This is a genomic window from Litorimonas taeanensis, assembly GCF_003634015.1.
GTDB classification, from domain to species: Bacteria; Pseudomonadota; Alphaproteobacteria; order Caulobacterales; family Maricaulaceae; genus Litorimonas; species Litorimonas taeanensis.
The window spans coordinates 634,287-654,562 of sequence record NZ_RBII01000001.1; the positions used below are offsets into that span (position 1 = coordinate 634,287).

The following is a 20,276-nucleotide window of genomic DNA, read 5'->3' on the forward strand; positions in this document are numbered from 1 at the left end:
ACCGCCTTCATTAGAGGCGGTTTAGAATGCTAACCCTTGACTATAACTTTAAGATGAAGGTTTTGGTGTTGGCTTTTTCACACTTGCCGAAGAAGTAGGCGCAGTTTTTCGAGCGCATTTGCCGTCAAAGAAGGCGCCATTCGCGATCATTAATTTATCTTGTATGAGGTCAGCTTGAACATTTGCTGTTTCAGCAAGTTCAATTGAGGCTGCATCAACCTTACCGGTGACTTTCCCGCGAACATGAACCTCATTGGCGATAATCTTACCGTTGATTATGCCCTGTTCGCCCACAGTCACTTTTCCTGCTTTAATGTTCCCATCAACACGTCCATCAATTTGAACGTCCCCATCAGTGTTAATATCTCCTGTTATGACAAGGTTTGTCGCGAGAATTGACGGAGCACTGTTAGTTGGACGAGGTATTTGCGGTGTGTTCTTCCTTGCGGTGTCAACCACTGGAGCATTATTAGTTTTATTGAACATAGAGGCCCGCCTTTAGAAATTTTTCTGGATCATAAACGCGATCCTCAAAATGGATTTCATAATGCAGGTGAGTAGCTGTACTGCGGCCTGTTGAGCCCATACCTGCTATTTTATCACCTTTTTTAACGGCTTGACCACGCTTCACATAGGTTTTCTTTAGATGAGCATAGCGAGTGACAAAGCCATGCCCGTGGTCAATTTCTACAACGCGACCATAACCGCCATTTCGTCCGACAAAAGAGACGACGCCATCCGCTGTCGCAACGATTGGCGCCAAGCTTCGGCCACCAAAGTCTAACCCTTCATGAAAGGTGGGGCGTTTAGTAAAGGGGTCTTGGCGCATGCCATAGCGACTAGTTTTGTAGCTTTCGTCTTGGACCGGGTGGCCAAGTGGTAGGGAGGCTAAGGCACGATCAAGAGCTTCGGCTTCAGCTAAGCGTGCTTGAATACTGGAGACACGAGAACCAAACTCTCCACTTACGAGTGTCACTTCTTCTCCATCAAGGGGTATGAAAGGACCGCCTTTACCAAATGGCCCTTGTTCCAAAACTGTGTCGACCTGCATATTGGCGGCTCTGATTATGGCGCGATTTGTTTCTATGCGGTCTAACGTCTTATATTCAGCGGAGGCGAGTATCTTGTTTTGCGTCTGATCAAGATTGTTCAGTGAGCGGTCAATGCTCAGTCCTGTTTCAGCAAAAGCTTCTGGTGTAATGGTTTTGCGCGCTGTTCGTGGAGCGGCATCTCTTAGGGCTGGGGCCATTAACACGCGATTCGGAGCGTATTTTAGAGTAGGCGTAATGGGTTGAGTTGCGGTTGGGTCGGAGCTTACGAGTTGAGAAATGGCTAAATGTTTTTCTTCAAAACTTTTAGCCATGGTTTCGAAACTTTGCCTTTGTTCATTTAGCATAAGTTCGGCGTTCAATAGTTTGGCTCGCTCATCAGCGAGAAGACGCTCATATTTTGCTGATTCAGCCTTAATAGTATGGCTCGGTGTTCTAAGTGGGTTAAAGCCCCAGAAGAGATTTAACATCGTATAGAGGCACCACAGAGACATGCCAGCTAATACAGAAACAAAGGTGATTTGTACTTTAGTGGATAACACATAGTATTTTACTTCACCTCCTGAGCGGAGATAAATTTGACGTTCTGGAAAATGTTTTAGGATGCGCTGATTGGCGTCCTTAAAAACGTCGTTTATCATATTATCCTATCTGAATCCCTATTACTTAAGGTTAGACCATAAACTGCCTAAAGGGTTCAAGCGATTTTACAGTCCTGATTCATTAAATTTTACCTTGTCATCACTTTCAGATGTTAACAATTGGCTAAAGGGAGGTAGTAGTCCTCCGTTAAACCAGCCAATGTGCGTGCTTGAACGTTAAAAGGCGGTTTTAATTTGCCTGCAAAATACTCATTGATAAGAGTGTGAAAATATGGACGTGGTGACTGATTTTGATGCAGGGCGACCTTTTGAAACCATTTTGCACCAATTTTAACATGACCAATTTCGTCGTCATAGATCACTTGTAATACATCGACACCTTCTTGGTCGCCCATTCTGGAAAGCTTCTCTATCATAGGTGGGGTCACATCTAAGCCGCGAGCCTCCAAAACCATAGGAGCAATCGCCAGTCGAGCGGCAATGTCTTTTCGAGTGTTATGGGCCGCTTCCCACAAACCATTATGCGCTAGGAAATCACCGTAATTATAGCCAATTTGTTTAAGACGTTCAGATAGTAACTTGTAATGCTTAGCTTCTTCGGCGCAGACGCGAGTCCAATCTTCTATGAAGTCAGCTCTTTCTTCTTTGCTAATATTTGAATTGGTAGAAAAGCGGGCGATCATATCCGCGGCTAAATCAATTGCGTTTAACTCTATGTGGGCGACTGCATGATATAAGGCCGCACGCCCTTGTTCGCTACCCAGACGTCGACGAGGGACGTCGCCAGGAGACACAAGTTCAGGTTTATTTGGGCGACCTGGTGTATCTGGAACGGAAATAGGGTCCGTATTCGTTACAAGTTGGTCGCGCTGTGCGGCGTCCATAAGCGACCAGTTCTCTCTAAGAGAGAGTGCCGCTTCAGCTTTCTCCATAGGAGAGCTTTGCCGTAATATTTCGACGGTTTTCGCGAAAATGTTCATGTCTATTGTTTTAAGTGGCCGGTGTTGTAAAAGTAGAGGTCTATCGATTTAAAGCGATTTTACGGCCTCTAAGACGGTTGCGACGTGATCTTTCACACGTACTTTGCGCCATATTTTTACAATATTTTGATCGCCGTCTATTAAAAATGTGGCGCGTTCAATCCCCATATATTTGCGACCATACATATTCTTTTCTACCCAGACGCCATATTTTTCGACAATATCGCCTTCAGTATCAGCCGCGAGTCGTACTTTTAAATCGTGCTTAGCTATAAACTTATCATGTTTTGCCGCGGTGTCTTTGGATACGCCGATAATGATAGCTCCTTCATTGTCAAATTCCAACTTCATTTCTGAAAAGCCGATTGCTTCTTTCGTACATCCTGGCGTGTCGTCTTTGGGATAAAAATATAATACTACATTTTTACCTTTGAACTCAGATAGCGAGACAGTGTTTCCGCCATCCCCTTCAACGGAAAAGTCGGGTGCTTTATCACCAATATTTAAGTCGCTCATTCTAATGTCCTAATTTAAGTCAGGGTAAATACATATGTCCCCATAGCCATATTCAAACGGGGGCGTTAGAGCCAGTAAAATTATGGATGATAAATCAACATCTACTGACATGGAAACTTCTGAGGGATTGATTTCCAGTCCAGCTAAATCGGCTATCCAGTCGACAGCTTTGCTGTGGGGTAAACGAGTTTGTTATCGGGTATGGCGTCTTTTTGCCGAATTTGGTGCCGTGGCCATGGGCGTGGTTATCGCTTGGCTCTATGGTTTGTCGTTCTTATTGACCCAACAAAGTGTCGATATTTCGGGCGCCAACAACAATGTTGGATTGTTCTTTGCGGATGTAGTTGCAGGTACGGGTGTTGACATTCCTGATATGAAGTTGGATTGGTATCCGGCGACAGATGACATTGTGTTCACAGGTCGTAATATTCTTATTAAGGATAGTCAGGGCACCCCCATTCAATCCTTATCAGAACTCAAGAGCTTTTTCTCACTAAATGAGGTTCGGAAAGGCAGAACTATACCTCGCAAGATTAACTTAGATGGTGGGGTCGTTACATGGGTTGAGGATGAAGATGGTCGCATCAAGGCCGGATTGGGGACACCTGAAACATTGGGGCGGTTAGGTCCCGTATGGGAGGGGCAAAGAGCAGTTGGCACTGAAAGTGGTGAATTAGACTTTAACGGTGTTACCTCAGTCGAAGTGACAAATGCTTCAGCTTATTATATAAATATACACAATGACTTAAGCTTAAGTCTTCAAAATGTTTCTTTGAATTTTGACCGCCAAAAAGATGATGTTAAATTCAAATTGAACGCTGATCTACTAGATGAATTAAGTGCCGAAAATCGTCCACTTGCATTACAAGTCGATACGGATCCTGATTTCGAACATTTCGAAGTGTCCTTTAATGCCGAGGCGGTTCGTCCATCTGTTTTTGGGCCCAAAAAAGGCCGTTATACTGACCTAAACCGTATTGATGCACCTGTATCGCTGGGAGGAGATTTTGTGTTTTCGCGCACGATTGGCTTAACCTCTGCAAGTGTTGATTTGCACGTTCAGGCTGGAGAAATACACTATCTGAATGATGCAAAGCCATTTGCTTTTTCTGATTTTAAAGCCGCGGCAAGTTTGGACGCGGGCGACTCAATTATGTCAGTTGAGAAATTTGATCTTAATTCAGACCTTTTAATCTTTACTGGGCAAGGTGAAATATCTGACCTTGGGGCTATTAGTGACGGAAATATCAATTCATCACCGTTATTCGAGCTTAATTTCAATCAAATATGGATAGATCCGACTCCTATCTTTGAGGCGCCTATTAGATTGAAAGCTGTCGGCCTAATTGGGCGTCTCGATATTGATTCTCGTACGGTTTCGATTGACGATTATATCATCGACCGTTCTACCCATTCTATATCTGGGAAAGTTTTTGCTTCTCAGAATTCTGAGGGAAAGCTGTCAGCTATAAAGGCGGATGGTGAGCTAAACGGGATATTGCTGCCTTCTGAGCTATTAGAAATCTGGCCAGTTAAATTTGCTGATGGTGCGAGGCGTTGGATTGAACGCTCCATTCTCGAGGGTGATGTCGATACTCTTTCTTTTGAAACTGAGTATGGGCTGAGTACAGAAGGGGAGCTGGAGGAAACCTCAATGGATATGGAATACACAGTTCGTGACGCCACTGTGCAGTATATATCTACTATGACACCCATGTCAGGCGCCTATGGGAAGGCACGAGTTGCTGATAATGCCCTCACATTTGAGTTGGAAAGTGGTCAGATTGGGCCCGTTAAAATTCTTCCGAGTCGCGTGGACATTCCTCGACTTAAGCCGAAGGGCGGAGACATTATCATTACTGCTAATGGTGAAGGACAGGCTTCTGACTTGATGGCACTGATAAATCAAAAACCGTTTCAATATGCAGATCGATACGGCGTCGACCCAAAAGATATTAAAGGTACTGGGCGGGTGTCTTTAACCATATCGCGTCCATTGCTCGAATATTTTGATGAAAGCCGAATCCAATATAGTGCAAATGGAGAGTTTTTCGGCGTAAATGCTCCGTTTTCATTTGGGCCGCACCAATTTGAAGATGGAAATGTTTCAATGGTCGCCGACAGGGAAGGTTTGAGTGTGACCGGTCCAGTAAATATAGGGCCTTGGCGAGCTCAGTTCAAAGGAGTGGAAACTTTTGATGAGGGGGCTACGCCGACCCGATATCAAATTTCTGGGCCAATGGATTCTAAAGTTTATGAAGCCTTTGGGTTTGGCTTTCGTGAGTTTTTCGATGGCGAAATTATGATGGACGTCAAAGCAGAAGGAACAGGAATAAATATTACGTCAGCAAAAGTTTTTGCTGACTTATCTTTAGCTGAAATGAGCTTTGGTGAGTACTGGAATAAGCCTTCGGGGCAGGCTGGTAGCGTGGAAGCCTTACTATCGCGCGGCGATACAGGCATAAGAATTGACCATCTGAATGTGGAAGCCCCAAAATTGAACATTTCAGGCACTATGTCGCTGAATGAAGCCTCTGCTTTGGATGTTTTAAGGCTCGATCGTGTTATGGTTTCAGATATCATTGACGGCGCGTTTAGTTTAAAACCAGCGATGAGCCGGAACCACTTCGAAGCTTCATTTACAGGTGAAAAACTGGATATTTCTGCGGTTGTTGATCGCTCACTTTCTCAGCAAACCTCAAGCTTTAGTATACCCGTCGCGTTTCAGGCTGAGGTCAAGGACTTCATTTTAGATCCACTTTATAGAGTGAGTAACGCTAAACTAATCTATGATCATAATGGTGAAGCCGTAACAACACTCAATTTGATAGGGGAGCATGAGGGCGAGGAGATGAGCGTCTTGTTGGAAACCGACCTATCTGCGAAAACGCGAAGAGTGGACGTGACTTTACCCCATGCCTCGAAAGCAGCAAAAGCATTCTTAGACATTGATGGTATGGATGGTGGTTTTTTCAAACTTGAAGGAACTTTACCGCTTTCAGGTGAGGATGGGGCTTATATAGGCCGAGCTGTCATCGATGACTTTACATTAGTGGAAGCGCCAATTTTGGCTCAACTTCTCTCTTTGGGGTCGCTCACGGGTCTCTTCGATACCCTCTCAGGTGAAGGCCTTGCTTTTGAAAGGTTTGATGCACCCTTTCAGCTCTTGGGCGGCGATATAACTATTCGTGATGCTCAGGTTTTTGGGCCAGCCTTGGGGATGACAGGTGAGGGGCAAATTAACCTAACAACCCGAACCGTTGACATGGACGGAGCGTTGGTACCTGCCTATACCGCAAACTCAATGCTTGGCGGAATACCTTTAATCGGCGATATTTTTGTGGGCAAAGAAGGAGAGGGTGTCTTCGCTCTTAACTATTCTGTGAGTGGTCCTTTTGAGGCGACCCAAATTGCCGTAAACCCTTTATCTGCACTGACCCCGGGTTTCCTACGAGGGATATTTCGAAAAAAGCGAGATGATTTACCTGAAATTGAGGGCGCGAAAAAGGGTAGCGAAACAACTGATGATTTAGATGAGGCGCCTCTCATCCAAGAGAGGCGCTAAGGTTTTATACCACTTTTAATAAGGCATGCTTTTTCTTGCCAACAGAAATCTTTACGACGCCATCCTGAATGTCATCTGAGGATAGAACTCTTTCATGACTATCGACTTTGGAATCATTGATTTTTAACGCTCCTGCCTTGATATGGCGGCGTGCCTCTCCATTTGATCCTGCCAGTCCCAAAAAAACAGTGGCGGCAAGAATACCCATTTCATTAAGGGCGCCTTCAGTGACTTCTTCTGATGGTAGTCCCTCAGCCGTTCCGCCCTGCAAAAATGTTGTTGTTGCTGTGGATTCGGCATCTTTAGCAGCTTTTTCACCGTGCAAGAGGGTCGTTGCTTCATTGGCTAATACGATTTTTGCTTTATTGATTTCAGCGCCTTCAAGAGCTTCTAGCTTTGCAATATCTTCTATAGGTAAGTCTGTGAAAAGTTTCAGGAACTTCCCTACATCTGCATCTTCGGTATTGCGCCAGAACTGCCAATATTCATAAGGACTGCGTACGTGCTCAGGCCCGATGGCGGGGTCGCCATTAAGCCATACGGCACCATCTACGGTTTTACCCATCTTTCCACCAGACGCTGTCGTGATGAGCGGCGTAGTAAAGCCGTAGACTTCTTCACCTTCCATGCGGCGCGTAAGGTCAACACCCGTAACAATGTTACCCCATTGATCAGAACCACCAAGTTGTAGTGAACAACCATATCGCTTGTTAAGCTCAACAAAGTCATAGCTCTGTAAAAGCGGGTAATTGAACTCTAAAAATGTCATAGGTAATTCGTTTTCTAAACGACGTTTAGCCGTCTCCATAGTCACCATACGGTTGATGGTGAACTGCGTGCCGACAAGGCGTAAGAAGTCAATATAGCCCATTTTGTCCAACCAATCGGCATTGTCGACTAATATAGCGGCATTGGGACCCTCAAAATCTACAAATTTTGAAAAAACTTGTTTGATGCCATGTTTGTTTTTCTCAATCATCTCGTCCGTCAAAATTGGACGGGACTTATCTTTCATAGAGGGGTCGCCAATCTTAGTGGTGCCACCGCCTAAGAGAACAATTGGCCGGCCGCCCGTTTTTTGTAGATGACGTAACATCATAATTTGAACCAGCGAACCAACATGCAAGCTCGGCGCTGTGCAATCAAAGCCTATATACCCTGTGACGACAGAAGTGGCTGCAGCCTTGTCTAAGGCTACTTCATCTGTACATTGATAAAGGTAACCGCGTTCGGTTAGCGTTTTCATCAATTCTGATTTGTAAGTAGGCGTGGAAGTCATGATAAAGTTACATTCTGTTTGAATAATTCAATATTGCGGCTTCTATCAATCAGACAAATCATGTCAAAGGCTAAGGTGATGGAAAAGAAAATCTATACGGCATTAGGCTTGATGAGCGGTACATCCTTGGATGGTGTTGACGTGGCAGTTATTGAAACGGATGGCGAGGAAGTTTTTGCATTTGGGCAATCTGGCTGTCTCGATTTTGATGAAGAGATTGTCGCGTTAAAGCTCGCTGTGAAGGCGGCCTTAGAATGGAAGTTTTCAGGTCCTCCTCCAAACTCATTGCAAGCTGGGTCGGAATTTACGGATGCAAAACATATACAGGCCATTGAAGAACTCTTCCAAGAGCATACTGGTTTGAAAGAAGATGTTGATGTCATAGGGTATCATGGTCAGACAGTATATCACTTGCCCCCACAAGGTGGTGTGAAAGGACAAACGCTACAACTGGGAAGTGGTCAAAGCTTAGCTGCGAACTTCGGTATCCCATGTGTTTATGATTTTCGTAGCGATGATGTCAGGGCAGGCGGTCAGGGTGCGCCTCTCGCCCCTATATATCATCAAGCCTTGTGTCGTTACTCTAATTTGTTTGGCCGAGTAGCAGTCGTCAATATTGGAGGCGTTTCCAATGTAACTTTAGTGGATGGTGAAAAGCCATTGATAGCCACAGATTGTGGGCCTGGAAACGGTCCGCTCAATAGCTGGATGGAATTAAAAGGTGTTGGGAGTTACGATAAAGATGGGCGCTTGTCGTGGGCAGGAGATGTCGATTTAGACCGTGTGAATCGTTGGTTGGAACGTGACTTCTTCAAGCGTCCAATCCCTCGTTCGGCAGATCGATATGATTTCGATGTTTTGCCAGATATGCGCGATATGTCGATTGAAAATGGAGCCGCGACTTTGGCCAGTTTCTGTGCCCATGCAATAGCGCGAGACATGAAAAAATATAATCCAGAGACAATTGTTGTTTGCGGTGGAGGGCGACATAATCCCGCTATTATGGGTATGCTTGATATGCATACGAATGGCAAAGTCCTAAAGGCCGAAGATGTGGGCTGGGACGGGGATGCCCTTGAGGCTCAAGCCTTTGCCTATTTGGCAGTTAGAAAGTTACGAGATTTACCAATTTCATTTCCAGGTACAACCGGTGTCGCAATGCCGATGACCGGGGGCGTAATTGTAAAGCCTTAAATCATTATGCGGGTTTTTGCGGCTTGAAGCACTCGTTATCTGTGATACGCTTTGTCAAATTTTGGAGACCTTTATGTCCTTTACGAAACCCGTAATATTCAGCTTATTTGCTGCATCAACGCTTTTGACGGCCTGTAATAATTCAACTGAAAATAAGGCGAAAAGTCCTGCCCAGGAAATGAAAACCGAACGGCCTGTTCTGGACATGTCAAAACGTATTACCAAAAAAGATGATAAGTTTACATATGCCAATTATGATGAAATCCAAATTACGCATGTTGATTTAAACCTTGATGTAAATTTTGATGTCAAAACTTTGGACGGTGTGGCGACTATTGATTTTGTTCGCATTAATGACTCTGTTGAGAATATTGTTCTTGATACAAAAAATCTTACGATTGGTGGCGTAGATCGCCTAGCCGAAGGCAAAGTAGAAAGCGCTGTTGATTACACTCTTGGTGCAGCGGATTCTGTTTTGGGAACAGCTCTTACCATCCCATTAACAGCAGAAACTGACCAAATTCGTATTGCTTACCGGACGTCGCCAGAAGCTGAGGGGCTTCAGTGGTTATCGCCTGTGCAAACAGCTGGCAAAGAGAAGCCGTATTTGTTTTCTCAGGCGCAAGCGATAAACGCTAGAACTATGGCACCGCTTCAAGATACGCCGGCTGTCCGCCATACTTATTCAGCGACATTAAGAGTGCCTGAAGGTTTAAGGCCGCTTATGAGTGCCTCTCAAGGCGAGCAAGAGGCTGATGGTTCATACAAATTCGACATGCCGCAACCTATTCCTTCTTATCTAATTGCCATTGCGGTTGGGGATATAAAATTCAAAGCGATTAATGATCATATTGGTGTTTATGCCGAAGAGTATATTCTTGATGCATCCGCTGAAGAGTTTTCTGAAACGCCATTGATGGAGGAAGCCAATGCGCGCCTATATGGGCCATATCAATGGGGGCGGTATGATTTGATCGTGTTGCCGCCAAGTTTCCCTTTTGGCGGGATGGAAAATCCACGGCTTAGCTTTATGACGCCAACTTTGATTGCAGGTGATAAGAGTCTTACGAATGTTGTGGCGCATGAACTCGCACATAGTTGGTCTGGTAACCTCGTAACCAATGCGAGCTGGATTGATGCTTGGCTCAATGAAGGTTTCACCTCTTATGTTGAAAACCGTGTCATGGAAGATTTATATGGTGAACGTCGTGCTGTGATGGAGCAGGCTTTGGCGCTTAGTGATTTAAAGCGTGATATTGCAGGAGCGAAGCGTCCTGAACTGACGCAACTTAAATTGCCAACAGACATAGAACATCCTGATGATGCTTTCACCCAAGTTGCCTATGTTAAGGGACAGTATTTCCTGATTTTCTTGGAGGAAAGATTTGGTCGTGCAGCCTTTGACCCGTTCTTAAAAAGCTGGTTCACAGAACACGCCTTTCAAAGCGTTACAACAGAAGACTTTTTGAATTACTTGAATGAAAACCTACGTGAAAAATTCCCTGACGCTGTAACAGATGAGGAAATCAATGCTTGGGTTTATGAAGGGGGATTGCCTGATACCGCTAAAAACCCACAATCTGATGCCTTTGATCAGGTCGAACAAGCCTCTCAGACATGGTTTGAGGGCGGTAATGTTGAAGCCTTACAAGAGACAACACAGGCTTGGTCTACGCATGAGTGGCTTCATTTCTTGAATACATTGCCCGAACTTTCTCAGGCTCAATATGTTCAACTTGATGGTACATTCGATTTGTCTGGCACACAAAATGCCGAAACAGCATTTGCATGGTATATGCAAGCCATCAAAGGCGGGTATGAGCCAGCTTATGCGGACTTAGAAAATTTTCTTATGACAGTTGGGCGTGGCAAATTTATTTATCGTTTATACGCAGCATTGGATACAAATGGCAAAGGGGATTGGGCGAAAGACGTATATACACAGGCCCGAGCAGGGTACCACCCAATTGCACAGAGACGTATTGATGCCATTTTAAACGAGTAAAGGCTAAAATACTTACCTCGGGAAAGCGCTTCGTAAGTTTGATCGCTCTCCTTGATGGAGTCCAATGTTTCAGTCTTACGCCAATAAAAAAACCCCGCTTTTGGCGGGGTTTATTTTTATCCTTCAAGGTATTTCATTTCTCTTGGAGGCGAATATCGTGGGTCTAAATTTTCATCGAGATAATCTTCAATGACATCAAGGGCTTCTTCTAAATGGTTTGAGTAGAAGTGGTCTGCTCCTTCAACCCGATGCGTTTGGATGACATGTCCTTTTTGAACGCGGATTTTGTCAACGACGCGGTCAACATCATCAGCAGGTACGATTGGGTCTTCAGAGCCGTAGGTCACGAGTCCAGAGGCTGGGCACGGCGCAAGGAACGCAAAGTCATAGGTATTTACCGGCAGCGACATAGAGATAAACCCCGCAACTTCGGGGCGTCGCATCAAAAGCTGCATGCCAATCCATGCCCCAAATGAGTATCCTGAAACCCATGAGAAAGGGGCGTTTTGATTAAAACTTTGAAGCCAATCAAGAGCATAAGCCGCATCTTGAAGTTCGCCTTGGCCGTTATCATAAACGCCCATTGAACGGCCAATTCCGCGGAAGTTGAACCGTAATACAGAAAAACCACGACGTTTATAACTTTCATACATTGCAACAGGTATACGGTGATCCATATGGCCGCCCGCTTTCGGGTGGGGCGAAAGAATCAGAGCGCAAGGGGCTTGGGGGTCATCTGATGGATGATAACGGCCCTCTAGGCGACCTTCGGGACCGGCAAAAATGACTTCTGGCATTAACTCTCACATTTTCTTTGTTTTGGCGTACATTTTGCTGCAAATGCCCTGCCAAAAAGCTATATTCTAAACTTGACTATTTTAGTCGGGATACATACATCCCGCCTGTAAATAGCTATTGAAATAATAATTCGAGCGCCTGTTAACAAGTCACGCCACGGATTGCACGTAAAACCTTCATAAAGGGCCAATTCTGCTTTGAAACTTACCGCGAAAGGACGATATGCCGTAATGGCGATGGCAGACCTTGCCGCGCAAGGTGAGGGTGCGCGTGCCTCTTTAGCGGAAATTGGTGAGAGGCAAGGCATCTCGACTGCATTCCTTGAGCAACTTTTCAACAAATTGCGCCGCGCTGACCTCGTTGACAGTGTAAGAGGGGCGAAAGGCGGTTATGTATTAAAGGTTCCCGCAGATATCTTGACTTTGGACCGTATTATTCACGCCGTAGATATTGATATTAAGGCCCATAGTTGCACCCCAAGCGACCGTCTGGGCTGTACAGGGAAATCAGACCGTTGCTTGACGCATAATTTATGGGGAGCTCTTGAGAACCATATCGGGAGTTTTTTATCTTCAATTACTTTATTAGACGTGCTTCTGGATAATATTGAGCTGGTGTCGCCTATCGCAGTGTCATCACATTCGAAAATGGAGGCGGCGCAGTGAGCACGTCTTCCCGCATATATCTCGACCATAATGCCACAAGTCCTGCTCGGCCCGAAGTTATCGACGCTGTCTCACAGGCTATGCGTATTGTTGGTAATGCCTCAGCCCCGCATGCTCATGGCCGCGCTGCACGGAATTTGGTTTCCCAAGCTCGTGAGGCTCTCGGGCTTGCGATGGGCGTGTGTGCTCAAGATATTTACTTTACCTCTGGCGGTACAGAAGGGGCTAACACAGCGATTCACAGCGCAGTATCTGCTGGGTGTAAGAGGCTATTAGTGTCTTCGCTTGACCACCCAGCGTCAATACGGGCTGCAGAAGATGCAGGTGTCAAACTTGAAATGGTTCCTTCAATGCGGAGCGGCATTCTTGATGTGGCTTGGTTGAAGGATACACTTGAGAATTGGGATGTGGCTGACGGGCGACCATTTGTTTCGACAACGGCGGCCAATAGTGAAACAGGTGTTATTCAGCCTGTAGAGGCAATTATAGACCTTGTGCATGAGCACAACGGGCTTGTTTTAGTGGATGCTGTGCAGGCACTCGGCAAGACGTCGTTGTTAGTCCAGCCTGATTATATGTGTGTTTCTGCTCACAAAATTGGCGGCCCAATGGGTATTGGGGCTTTATATGTGTCCCCAGATGCGCCCTATTCAGCCTTTATGCAGGGTGGAGGACAAGAACGCCGCCGGCGGGCTGGAACCATAAATGTCGCTGGGGCCTCTGGTTTTCATGCGGCTTTGAAGGCCTTACAAGATATCACACACATCCGTTTTTTGCGTAATACGCTTGAGGCAGGTTTGAAAGCTATGGAGCCAAAACTGGTTATCTTTGGTGAGGAAGAAGACCGTCTGCCCAATACCAGTTTTTTTGCGGTGCCTGACGCGGCAAATAATACATTGATGATGAATCTCGACTTACACGGAGTTTCGGTTAGCACAGGTATGGCGTGTTCCTCTGGAAAGGTTGGAGCAAGTCGTGCCGTAACGGCCATGCGCCGAAGCGATGAAGCCCCGAAAGGCGCTATTCGAATTAGCCTCGGTTATGATTCTACACAATCCGATGTGGATGGGTTCCTCGGAGCATGGGCAAAAATTAGGAAATTAACGTCCTTCGTCGTTTCGCCAGATGATGCTTGTGCAAACATTCAAGAAGAGAAAGTAGGTTAAGGTATGTCCGAAACCGTAAACGTAAAAGACTCAATCGACCAATCCACTGTTGATGGTGTGCGCTCGCTTGAAGCTGACAAGTATAAATATGGCTTTGATAGTGATATCGAACAAGAGTTTGCGCCTAAGGGGCTAAACGAAGACATAGTTCGTTTTATTTCGGCTAAAAAAGAAGAGCCTGAGTGGTTGCTTGAATGGCGCCTAGAGGCTTATCGCCGTTGGCTTGAGCTCGAAGAGCCGAAATGGGCAATGGTCGATTACCCAGAAATTGATTTTCAGGACATGTATTATTATGCCTCACCAAAAAAGAAAGACGGCCCTAAATCTTTGGATGAAGTCGATCCTGAAATCCTAGAGGTTTATAACAAACTTGGTATATCACTCAAAGAGCAAGAAGTTCTTGCTGGTGTTGAGGGCGCTCCTAAAGTGGCTGTCGATGCGGTGTTTGACTCTGTTTCCGTAGTGACAACCTTCAAGGAAGAACTTGCTAAAAAAGGTGTGATTTTCTGTTCGTTTTCCGAAGCTGTTAAAGAACATCCAGATCTCGTTCGCAAATATATGGGCTCAGTTGTGCCTGTAACAGATAATTACTATGCGACGCTCAATAATGCAGTATTTTCTGATGGGTCATTCGTGTACATCCCACCTGGCGTGCGATGCCCTATGGAACTTTCCACGTATTTCCGTATGAATGCACAAGGGACAGGCCAGTTTGAACGCACACTGATTATTGCGGATAAAGGCTCTTATGTCTCTTATCTTGAGGGCTGTACGGCGCCAATGCGCGATGAAAATCAGCTTCATGCGGCAATCGTGGAAATTATTGTTCATGAAGACGCAGAAGTGAAATACTCGACCGTACAAAACTGGTGGCCGGGTGATAGCGAGGGCAAGGGCGGGGTTTATAACTTCGTGACCAAACGGGCGGATTGCCGCGGTGCCAATTCAAAAGTCTCATGGACGCAAGTCGAAACTGGCTCCGCTGTAACTTGGAAATACCCCAGCTGTATTTTGCGCGGCGATAATTCCCAAGGCGAATTTTACTCAATCGCGATTACGAATGGCCACCAACAGGCAGATACAGGTACGAAAATGATTCACCTTGGAAAGAACACAAAATCACGTGTGATTTCCAAAGGCATTAGTGCTGGTAAATCAAATTCAACTTATCGCGGCCTCGTTACGGCACATCGCAAAGCTGAAGGTGCGCGAAACTTTACGCAGTGCGATTCACTTCTCATCGGAGACCTTTGTGGCGCGCATACTGTGCCCTATATAGAGAGCAATGTTCCAAGTGCCCAATTTGAGCATGAAGCAACAACCTCCAAGCTTTCTGATGATCAGTTGTTCTATTGCCGACAGCGTGGATTATCTGAAGAAGATGCCGTTGCTTTGCTTGTGAACGGATTCTGTCGCGATGTTCTGCAAGAGCTACCTATGGAGTTTGCAGTTGAAGCACAAAAGCTAGTTGCCATTTCTCTTGAGGGGAGCGTCGGGTAATGACAGATAAAGCAAACCAAAAATCTAAGTCTCTTTGGCTAATATTAGCAGGGTGTATTATTCTGGCTCTCGCATTTTACCTTTTACGAGATAATGGCACAGACTTAGTACCGAATGCTCCAGCGGGTGAGACACCAAGTGAGCCGCAATTAGGGGATTTAACGCCTCCTGACAAAACGGCAGACCCTATCGACCCCGTTGAGGAAGCGACAGCCTTGGTTAATAAAGGGAGTGTAACCATAGCTGAGCTAGCCATTGGTATGGGGTCAGGCGAAGCCGAGAATGTCATTGAACGCCTGTTGAAGCCCAAGACTTCTGAAGGCAATCAAACCTATGATATGCGTCTGACGCCTCAAACCCAAAATGGATATACCCTAATCGCTGTGGCTGATAATATGATGGACGATTCAGTGAAGGCACAAGAAGTCACGGCTATGTTCCGTCCGGGGCAGCGAGATGCATTCATTTTATCTGAGTATACAGTACGCGTGCAATGTCGAAGAGGGGCGAAGGTGGGGCAATGGCAGACGGAGCGTTGTCAGTGATGTTTAAGTTCGCTCCTGTAGTGCTAATAAGTCTAGGTCTGATGGCATGTGAAAACCGAAGTGATGAGGCAGGCGGAGACGTTAACCTGAGTAGGCCGGTTATATCAGATAGCACAGACCGAAATACTGACACGCCTGGCTTACCACCTGTTCCGAAGTCACTGCGCCTTGAGGATATAGACTTTACGACTTATTCAACAGAGCTTGCGAAACCTTCGGGGCTTGCAGAAGGACAATCACGCATTGAGGCGATAGACGCTGTACGGCTTTATTTTGCTCCTGAGGAAGGCTCACATATTATACAGACATCACAGTCGAGTTTCGATCGTCCCGACGGTTCTGTGCTCATTATGAGCGCGTCACAATTGGCTGACGATTCCGTTCAATCTCAAGAAATATATCTCATCTTGACGGGAGAGAAAGGTAATCAAAAATTAGCGGCTTTTGGTCTTCGCCACAAATGTTGGCGCGGAGAAAACACAACAGAATGGCAGACAGCGCTCTGCCCATAAATGAAATAAAAATAGGAAAAAATTATGACTAAAAAAGCAACGCGTAAATTCATACAGCTTAGCGAAGGCGAGAAAAATTACGCTATGTCACGTGCAGTTGTACAGGGCGATTGGTGTTTTGTCTCTGGCACCATGGGCTATGACTATAAAAAACAAGAATTGCCCGAATCCGCAGCACAACAAACGATGAATACTTTTACTAATATTCGTCAGGCACTTGACGCCGCTGGGTTTGAGCTCGGTCATACCATCCGCGTACAGTACACTGTGTCTGATCGTAAATATGTCAAAGAAGTCTTGCCAATTATCAAGAAACATTTCGACAACATCTTGCCTGCTGCAACAATGATTATTGCTGATATGGTTGATCCTGCTGGAAAGATCGAAATTGAAGTGACGGCGTATAAAGGGACGTAACGTCCGAAATTGATTGATTGTCAATTTCAGTGAAGCACCGAGCCCGCTAGCGGGTTTGGTTGTCTCGATACAGGAATGAACAGAAATGCTAAAAATAAACAATCTTTCCGCCTCCGTAGATGATGGGCAAAAAACTATCCTTAAAGGGCTCTCTCTTGAGATACCTGCGGGGGAGGTTCATGCGATTATGGGGCCTAATGGCGCGGGTAAATCTACGCTTTCATATGTCCTGACGGGCCGTGATGGTTATGACGTAACGGGCGGAACGGCCACACTTAATGGCGAAGGTCTTTTGGATATGGATCCCGAAGAGCGCGCCGCAAAAGGCGTGTTTTTGTCGTTTCAATATCCGCTGGAAATCCCCGGTGTGCCAACCATGACTTTCCTTAAAACCGCGCTCAATGCACAACGCAAAGCGCGCGGCGAGGAAGAAATGAAAGCGCCTGAGTTTTTGAAAAAAGCGAAAGCTCTAGCCAAAGAACTTAAGATAAAACCAGATATGTTGAAGCGTCCTTTAAACGTTGGTTTCTCGGGTGGTGAAAAGAAACGCATGGAAATTTTCCAGATGATGATGTTGGAGCCTAATTTTATCGTTATGGATGAGACAGATTCAGGACTTGACGTTGATGCGCTCCGTATCGTTGCGGATGGCGTAAATAAACTTCGCTCGCCAGAACGCGGTATGCTCGTCATTACCCATTACCAGCGACTGTTGGATTATATCGTTCCTGATAAAGTACACGTTCTAACGGATGGTAAAATCGTAGCTAGCGGCGATGCTGATTTTGCAAAGAAGCTCGAAGTTGAAGGTTATGACGCTTATGCCGCTTAAGCTGGATACGCTCCCAACCCGCCGAGATGAGCACTGGAAATGGACGGATGTGCGCGGCCGAGTGACAGACGGGCAAAAGGGCTTGTCTGTTTCGGGTTTGCCGAAATTTACACTACCAGACGGCGTAAGTGTTTCTGAATCGGCTGTAGATGAGGATGATACTAATAGCCCTATGGCCGCATTGGCTCGCCGCTTTGGAGGGCAGGTCTGGACGGTTGATGTCCCTGAAGGCGCCGCGCCGCAAGAGCCAATTGTGATTGAAGGTTTTGAGCGGGGTCATGTTCGCATTCGCCTTAATATTGGCAAAGGTGCAGTTGTGTCTGTCGTCGAACATTATGCCGCCGAAGACGGCGCATTTTGTAATGCCGATATCACGATTAATTTGGGGAAGGGCGCAGAACTGTCCCGCGTACAAATGCAAACTGATCCCGCCGATGCGGTTCGCGTGGCGACAACGCATGTTACGGCGTGGGGCAAGGCTAAACTAACCCAACATATGCTTGGCTTTGGCGCGTCTCTCGCGCGGTTTGAAAGCCGTATCGCTGTGATGGGAACGCATTGCGAGTTGACTGCTAATGGCGCTTATTTGCTTGATGACAAGCGGCATATCGATTTGACGAGCTATATTGATTTAACCACACCTGACACGCTTGTTCGCCAAGCCGTAAAAGGAGTCGTTACTGATAAATCTCGCGGTGTCTTCCAAGGCAAGTTTCATGTCCGCCGTCCAGCGCAGCATACAGATGCCGAAATGCGCCATGACGCTTTGATGCTGTCTGACACCGCCGAAATTCGGTCAAAGCCAGAGCTTGAAATCTATGCTGATGATGTGGCCTGCGCTCATGGGAATACCATTGGGGCACTAGATGAAAGCGCATTGTTTTACATGCGCCAGCGCGGAATACCTCTTAAACAGGCGAGGGCGCTCCTCACCGAAGCCTTTGTCGCTGAAGCCTTTGATGACCTCGCCGATGAAGATTTGCGGGAAAGCTTGCTAGAAAAGGTACGGTATTGGTTGGAGACAAGCCAATGATATCAACACCAGACCTCATTGCGGCGTTCATAGGCGCTAACCTATACTTATTTGGGCGAGTTATGGCGGGATTTAAGGGAGATAGCGCTCTCTTTCGCTATTTACGACTTGCGGGGATCTGTGTGCTGCTCTTTAGCGTTATGAAAATTGCTTGGGCGTATCTGTCGTGATGATGTTTAAACATGTTTCACAGGATGAACTTGGGCAATGACATGTCCATAATTGGTAGTGCCATTATCATCGCTGGTGCCGTTATGTTTATGACTGTACGGTTTGCGATGCGTAAAGACCCAGCAGGCAAAAATTGGCAATTCCTTCGGATGCTTGGCTTGATGCTTATGTTTTATGGCTGCTTAAAATTGATTTTTGGTGTTTGATACGATGACTTTTGACGTTCAAAAAATACGCAACCAATTCCCGATATTGAAACGGGAGATCAATGGCTATCCTTTAGCTTATTTAGATAATGCAGCATCGGCGCAAAAACCACGTGCCGTGATTGATGCGTTGTCAAATCAAATGGAAACGTCTTTTGCCAATGTGCATCGTGGTTTGCATACACTCGCAAACGAGACGACAGAGGCATTTGAGGGCGCACGCGGCAAGGTCGCAAAATTCCTCGGCGCGCCTGCCGCTGAAAATATTGTCTTTACAAAGGGTGCAACTGAGGCGCTAAACCTTGCGGCTTATGGGTTGATGCACACAATTGAAGAAGGCGACGAGATTATCGTCACTCAGATGGAGCATCATTCTAATATTGTGCCTTGGCACTTTATGCGGGAACGCTTAGGTGCGGTGTTGAAATTTGTACCCGTGTTAGAAGATGGTGCTCTCGATTTGGATGCATATAAATCTATGCTGTCGAGTAAGACAAAAATCGTTTCTGTAACTTACATGTCAAATGTTTTGGGGACAGTAAACCCCGTGAAACAAATGGGTGAATGGGCCCATGCCGCGGGGGCAACCTTTATCGTGGATGGCACGCAAGCGGCCGTTCATCGCAAAGTCAATGTTGTCGATTTGGATTGTGACCTTATGTGTATGACGGGACATAAACTCTATGGCCCTACAGGCATTGGGGCGCTTTATGGAAAATTCGCGATATTGGAAAAGATGCAGCCTTTTAACGGCGGCGGCGAAATGATCGAAGATGTTTTTGAGGATCGCGTCACCTATAATGAGGCCCCGCATAAATTTGAAGCGGGAACGCCGCCCATTTTAGAGGCGATAGCTCTTGGCGCGGCGATTGATTGGTTTACGCAATTTGACTTTGATGCTGTTCATCAACATGAAATGGCAGTCTACCACCATGCTTTGGATGGTTTGCGTGATATTAATGCGTTTCGTTTACTTGGTGATGCATCTGAGAAAGGGCCGGTTTTAGCTTTTAATCTTGTGGGCGCTCATGCTCATGATGTGGCGCAAATTCTTGATAAATATGGCGTGGCTGTGCGGGCGGGGCAGCATTGTACCCAACCGCTAATGGAGCGTTTTGGTATACATAGTTCAGCACGCGCGAGTTTCGGCATTTATAATACATTAGATGAAGCAGACCGCCTTGTCGAAGCCGTTAAAAAAGCGACCCTCTTTTTATCTTAGCGTCAAGCGACTATATAGG

The 20,276-nt window shown here is 46.0% G+C and carries 19 protein-coding genes; 13 read left to right on the top strand and 6 right to left on the bottom strand.

Going from position 1 to position 20,276, the window contains the following annotated elements:
- Window positions 1–48: 48 nt before the first annotated feature.
- The 4 genes from DES40_RS02870 to bcp all read right to left on the bottom strand — a co-directional run bounded on the left by DES40_RS02870 (window position 49) and on the right by bcp (window position 3,147).
- On the bottom strand, window positions 49–486 hold the full coding sequence (locus tag DES40_RS02870; protein WP_121099058.1) for a bactofilin family protein: 438 nt from the start codon (window positions 484–486) through the stop codon (window positions 49–51).
- A complete protein-coding gene (locus tag DES40_RS02875) occupies window positions 476–1,690 on the bottom strand; it encodes a M23 family metallopeptidase (RefSeq protein WP_121099059.1) in 1,215 nt (404 codons plus the stop codon). The genes DES40_RS02870 and DES40_RS02875 overlap by 11 nt, the downstream gene beginning before the upstream one ends.
- Window positions 1,691–1,803: 113 nt before the next feature.
- Window positions 1,804–2,631, bottom strand: coding sequence for a ferritin-like domain-containing protein (locus DES40_RS02880; protein WP_121099060.1), 828 nt, complete (start codon window positions 2,629–2,631; stop codon window positions 1,804–1,806).
- 48 nt (window positions 2,632–2,679) lie between these two features.
- Window positions 2,680–3,147 carry a thioredoxin-dependent thiol peroxidase gene (gene bcp, locus DES40_RS02885; protein WP_121099061.1) on the bottom strand — a complete coding sequence of 156 codons (468 nt, stop codon included), beginning with the start codon at window positions 3,145–3,147 and terminating at the stop codon, window positions 2,680–2,682.
- Window positions 3,148–3,229: 82 nt separating this feature from the next.
- On the opposite strand from bcp, the gene DES40_RS02890 reads away from it, so the two are divergent.
- On the top strand, window positions 3,230–6,712 hold the full coding sequence (locus tag DES40_RS02890) for a DUF3971 domain-containing protein (protein ID WP_121099062.1): 3,483 nt from the start codon (window positions 3,230–3,232) through the stop codon (window positions 6,710–6,712).
- Between the two features lie 4 nt (window positions 6,713–6,716).
- On the opposite strand, the gene tyrS is transcribed toward DES40_RS02890, so the two are convergent.
- Window positions 6,717–7,991, bottom strand: coding sequence for a tyrosine--tRNA ligase (gene tyrS / locus DES40_RS02895; RefSeq protein WP_121099063.1), 1,275 nt, complete (start codon window positions 7,989–7,991; stop codon window positions 6,717–6,719).
- A gap of 60 nt (window positions 7,992–8,051) precedes the next feature.
- Here tyrS and DES40_RS02900 point away from each other — a divergent pair, with 60 nt between their 5' ends.
- Together DES40_RS02900 and DES40_RS02905 are read left to right on the top strand one after the other, a co-directional pair.
- Complete coding sequence (locus DES40_RS02900) at window positions 8,052–9,185, top strand: anhydro-N-acetylmuramic acid kinase (protein ID WP_121099064.1); 1,134 nt, start codon at window positions 8,052–8,054, stop codon at window positions 9,183–9,185.
- A 178-nt stretch (window positions 9,186–9,363) separates the two neighbouring features.
- Window positions 9,364–11,190 carry a M1 family metallopeptidase gene (locus DES40_RS02905; protein ID WP_407656781.1) on the top strand — a complete coding sequence of 609 codons (1,827 nt, stop codon included), beginning with the start codon at window positions 9,364–9,366 and terminating at the stop codon, window positions 11,188–11,190.
- Window positions 11,191–11,306: 116 nt separating this feature from the next.
- Here DES40_RS02905 and DES40_RS02910 read toward each other — a convergent pair whose 3' ends face one another.
- Window positions 11,307–11,987 (bottom strand): alpha/beta hydrolase, encoded by a 681-nt coding sequence (locus DES40_RS02910; protein WP_121099066.1) that lies wholly within the window; start codon window positions 11,985–11,987, stop codon window positions 11,307–11,309.
- A 198-nt stretch (window positions 11,988–12,185) separates the two neighbouring features.
- On the opposite strand from DES40_RS02910, the gene DES40_RS02915 reads away from it, so the two are divergent.
- The 10 genes from DES40_RS02915 (at window position 12,186) to DES40_RS02960 (ending at window position 20,257) form a co-directional block, all read left to right on the top strand.
- The gene (locus tag DES40_RS02915; RefSeq protein ID WP_121099067.1) at window positions 12,186–12,653 is read left to right on the top strand and encodes an Rrf2 family transcriptional regulator; all 468 of its coding nucleotides are present in this window, start codon (window positions 12,186–12,188) and stop codon (window positions 12,651–12,653) included.
- Window positions 12,650–13,819, top strand: a complete 1,170-nt coding sequence (locus DES40_RS02920; protein WP_170144853.1) for a cysteine desulfurase family protein — start codon at window positions 12,650–12,652, stop codon at window positions 13,817–13,819. The genes DES40_RS02915 and DES40_RS02920 overlap by 4 nt, the downstream gene beginning before the upstream one ends.
- Before the next feature lie 3 nt (window positions 13,820–13,822).
- Entirely contained in the window at window positions 13,823–15,319 is a 1,497-nt protein-coding gene (gene sufB, locus DES40_RS02925; protein WP_121099069.1) for a Fe-S cluster assembly protein SufB, read from the top strand.
- Complete coding sequence (locus DES40_RS02930) at window positions 15,319–15,864, top strand: hypothetical protein (protein WP_121099070.1); 546 nt, start codon at window positions 15,319–15,321, stop codon at window positions 15,862–15,864. Before sufB ends, DES40_RS02930 begins: the two co-directional genes overlap by 1 nt.
- A complete protein-coding gene (locus tag DES40_RS02935) occupies window positions 15,864–16,376 on the top strand; it encodes a hypothetical protein (RefSeq protein WP_121099071.1) in 513 nt (170 codons plus the stop codon). The genes DES40_RS02930 and DES40_RS02935 overlap by 1 nt, the downstream gene beginning before the upstream one ends.
- A gap of 24 nt (window positions 16,377–16,400) precedes the next feature.
- Window positions 16,401–16,793, top strand: coding sequence for a Rid family hydrolase (locus DES40_RS02940; RefSeq protein WP_121099072.1), 393 nt, complete (start codon window positions 16,401–16,403; stop codon window positions 16,791–16,793).
- An 85-nt stretch (window positions 16,794–16,878) separates the two neighbouring features.
- Window positions 16,879–17,625, top strand: coding sequence for a Fe-S cluster assembly ATPase SufC (gene sufC, locus DES40_RS02945; RefSeq protein WP_121099073.1), 747 nt, complete (start codon window positions 16,879–16,881; stop codon window positions 17,623–17,625).
- Window positions 17,606–18,658: a Fe-S cluster assembly protein SufD gene (sufD, locus tag DES40_RS02950; RefSeq protein ID WP_170144854.1), complete on the top strand. Its 1,053-nt coding sequence runs from the start codon at window positions 17,606–17,608 to the stop codon at window positions 18,656–18,658. Before sufC ends, sufD begins: the two co-directional genes overlap by 20 nt.
- 212 nt (window positions 18,659–18,870) lie before the next feature.
- Window positions 18,871–19,035: a hypothetical protein gene (locus DES40_RS13140; protein ID WP_170144855.1), complete on the top strand. Its 165-nt coding sequence runs from the start codon at window positions 18,871–18,873 to the stop codon at window positions 19,033–19,035.
- A 4-nt stretch (window positions 19,036–19,039) separates the two neighbouring features.
- On the top strand, window positions 19,040–20,257 hold the full coding sequence (locus tag DES40_RS02960; protein ID WP_121099076.1) for a SufS family cysteine desulfurase: 1,218 nt from the start codon (window positions 19,040–19,042) through the stop codon (window positions 20,255–20,257).
- Window positions 20,258–20,276: the final 19 nt, after the last annotated feature.